The sequence below is a fragment of the Bradyrhizobium sp. ORS 375 genome, assembly GCF_000239775.1.
Classification (GTDB): domain Bacteria; phylum Pseudomonadota; class Alphaproteobacteria; order Rhizobiales; family Xanthobacteraceae; genus Bradyrhizobium.
The window spans coordinates 1-2,688 of sequence record NZ_CAFI01000233.1; the positions used below are offsets into that span (position 1 = coordinate 1).

Here is a 2,688-nt window from a genome sequence, read left to right on the forward strand (position 1 = left end):
CGACGAGGATGAGGGTCCGCGGCAGATTCGCCGTGGTCCCGGTGGTGCCGCGCGTCCGGCGCCCCCGCCGAAGACCACGCACAAGCCCGGCCCGCAGAAGCAGCGCGGCCGCCTGACGGTCGTCACGGCGCTCACCGCCGACGACGTCCGCGAGCGCTCGATCGCCTCGTTCCGCCGCCGCACCCAGCGCCTGAAGGGCCACGCCGCGAACGAGCAGAAGGAAAAGCTGATCCGCGAGGTGACGATTCCCGAGGCGATCACGATCCAGGAGCTCGCCAACCGCATGTCGGAGCGTGCCGTCGACGTGATCCGTCTGCTGATGCGCCAGGGCGCGATGCACAAGATCACCGACGTGATCGATGCCGACACCGCGCAGCTGATCGCCGAAGAGCTCGGCCACACCGTCAAGCGCGTTGCCGCCTCGGACGTGGAAGAAGGCCTGTTCGACGTCGTCGACGATTCCACCGACACCGAGCCGCGCTCGCCGGTCGTGACCGTCATGGGTCACGTCGACCACGGCAAGACCTCGCTGCTCGACGCGCTGCGCCACGCCAACGTGGTGTCCGGCGAAGCCGGCGGCATCACCCAGCACATCGGTGCCTATCAGGTGACCGCGCCGGATTCCGGCAAGAAGATCACCTTCATCGACACGCCCGGCCACGCCGCGTTCACCGCGATGCGCGCTCGCGGCGCCAAGGTCACCGACATCGTCGTGCTGGTGGTCGCGGCCGATGACGGCGTGATGCCGCAGACGATCGAGGCGATCAACCACGCCAAGGCGGCGAAGGTGCCGATGATCGTGGCGATCAACAAGATCGACAAGCCCGACGCCCGTCCCGAGCGCGTCCGCACCGAGCTGCTGCAGCACGAAGTGCAGGTCGAGTCCCTGGGTGGTGAGGTCGTCGACGTCGAGGTGTCCGCCAAGAACAAGACCAATCTCGACCGCCTGCTCGAGATGATCGCGCTGCAGGCCGACATCCTCGACCTGAAAACCAATTCGGATCGTCCGGCCGAGGGCACCGTGATCGAAGCCAAGCTCGATCGCGGCCGTGGTCCGGTCGCCACCGTGCTGGTCCAGCGCGGCACGCTTCGCGTCGGTGACATCATCGTCGCCGGCGCCGAGATGGGCCGCGTCCGCGCGCTGATCTCCGACCAGGGCGAGACCCTGCAGGAGGCCGGCCCGTCGGTCCCGGTCGAGGTGCTCGGCTTCAACGGTCCGCCGGAAGCCGGCGATCGTCTCGCCGTGGTCGAGAACGAAGCCCGTGCACGCCAGGTCACCAGCTATCGCGCTCACCAGAAGCGCGAGAACGCCGCTGCCTCGATCTCCGGCATGCGCGGCTCGCTCGAGCAGATGATGTCGCAATTGAAGACCGCGGGCCGCAAGGAATTCCCGCTGGTCATCAAGGCCGACGTGCAGGGCTCGCTGGAAGCCATTCTCGGCTCGCTGGAGAAGCTCGGCACCGAAGAGGTCGCCGCCCGCATCCTGCATGCCGGCGTCGGCGGCATCAGCGAATCCGACGTGACGCTCGCGGAAGGCTTCAACGCCGCGATCATCGGCTTCTCGGTCCGAGCCAACAAGGAAGCGGCCGCGCTCGCCAAGCGCAACGGAATCGAGATCCGCTACTACAATATCATCTACGACCTCGTGGATGACGTGAAGAAGGCGATGAGCGGTCTGCTTGCGCCGACGCTGCGCGAGACCATGCTCGGCAATGCGCAGATCCTGGAGGTGTTCAACATCTCCAAGGTCGGCAAGGTCGCCGGCTGCCGCGTCACCGACGGCACCGTCGAGCGCGGCGCCAATGTCCGCCTGATCCGCGACAACGTCGTGGTTCACGAGGGCAAGCTGTCGACGCTGAAGCGCTTCAAGGACGAAGTGAAGGAAGTGCAGGCCGGCCAGGAATGCGGCATGGCCTTCGAGAACTACGGCGACATGCGTGTCGGCGACGTCATCGAGTGTTATCGCGTGGAGACCATTCAGCGCTCGCTGTAAGTCCGAATCCTACAGAGCGCGCTGTCATTCGAGTGAGCAGCGATTCCGTGCACATGCGGAATCGCTGCATCTCTTGAACTTAACCAAGCGCCGTTGAACTCAATCAGAATGATCTTCCCGCCCGTGCTCACGCCGGGTGACGATCTATTGGATATTAAACAATGCCTCGCCAACACCAGAGGGGAAGCGCCGCTTCCGGCGGCTCGCAGCGCCAGCTGCGGGTGGCCGAGACCGTGCGTCACGCTGTCGCCGACATTCTCAGCCAGGGTAGCGCGCACGATCCGGACCTGGAGGGACACATCATTACGGTGCCCGAAGTCCGCATGTCGCCCGATCTCAAGCTTGCAACGATCTACATCATGCCGCTCGGCGGACGCGACACCGACGTCGTGCTCGCGGCGCTGGAGCGCAACAAGAAGTTCCTGCGCGGCGAGGTCGCGCGGCGCGTTAACCTGAAATTTGCACCTGACGTCCGCTTCCGCGTCGACGAGCGATTCGACGAAGCGGAACGGATCGAGAAATTACTAAGAACACCTGCGGTGCAGAGAGACCTCAATTCGGATTCGGAAGAGAGCTGATGACCATTCAACCCGAAACCGGCACTGTCGATACGCCCCACGCCGATACGACCGCCGTCACCATCAAAAAAAATCACGCCGCCGACGGACGTCCGCGCGACAACAATGATCCGCGCA

2 protein-coding genes are annotated in these 2,688 nt (G+C 64.9%); both read left to right on the forward strand.

What is annotated here, in order from left to right:
• Positions 1 to 1,993: translation initiation factor IF-2 (gene infB, locus BRAO375_RS18785; RefSeq protein ID WP_035641079.1), on the forward strand; the 1,993-nt coding region annotated here is incomplete at its 5' end.
• Positions 1,994 to 2,154: 161 nt separating this feature from the next.
• The gene (rbfA, locus tag BRAO375_RS18790) at positions 2,155 to 2,571 is read left to right on the forward strand and encodes a 30S ribosome-binding factor RbfA (RefSeq protein ID WP_009029039.1); all 417 of its coding nucleotides are present in this window, start codon (positions 2,155 to 2,157) and stop codon (positions 2,569 to 2,571) included.
• Positions 2,572 to 2,688 lie beyond the last annotated feature (117 nt).

Excerpts from the sequence above, each read along its gene's own strand:
- rbfA (WP_009029039.1), top strand. The coding sequence starts at position 2,155 with ATGCCTCGCCAACACCAGAGGGGAAGCGCCGCTTCCGGCGGCTCGCAG.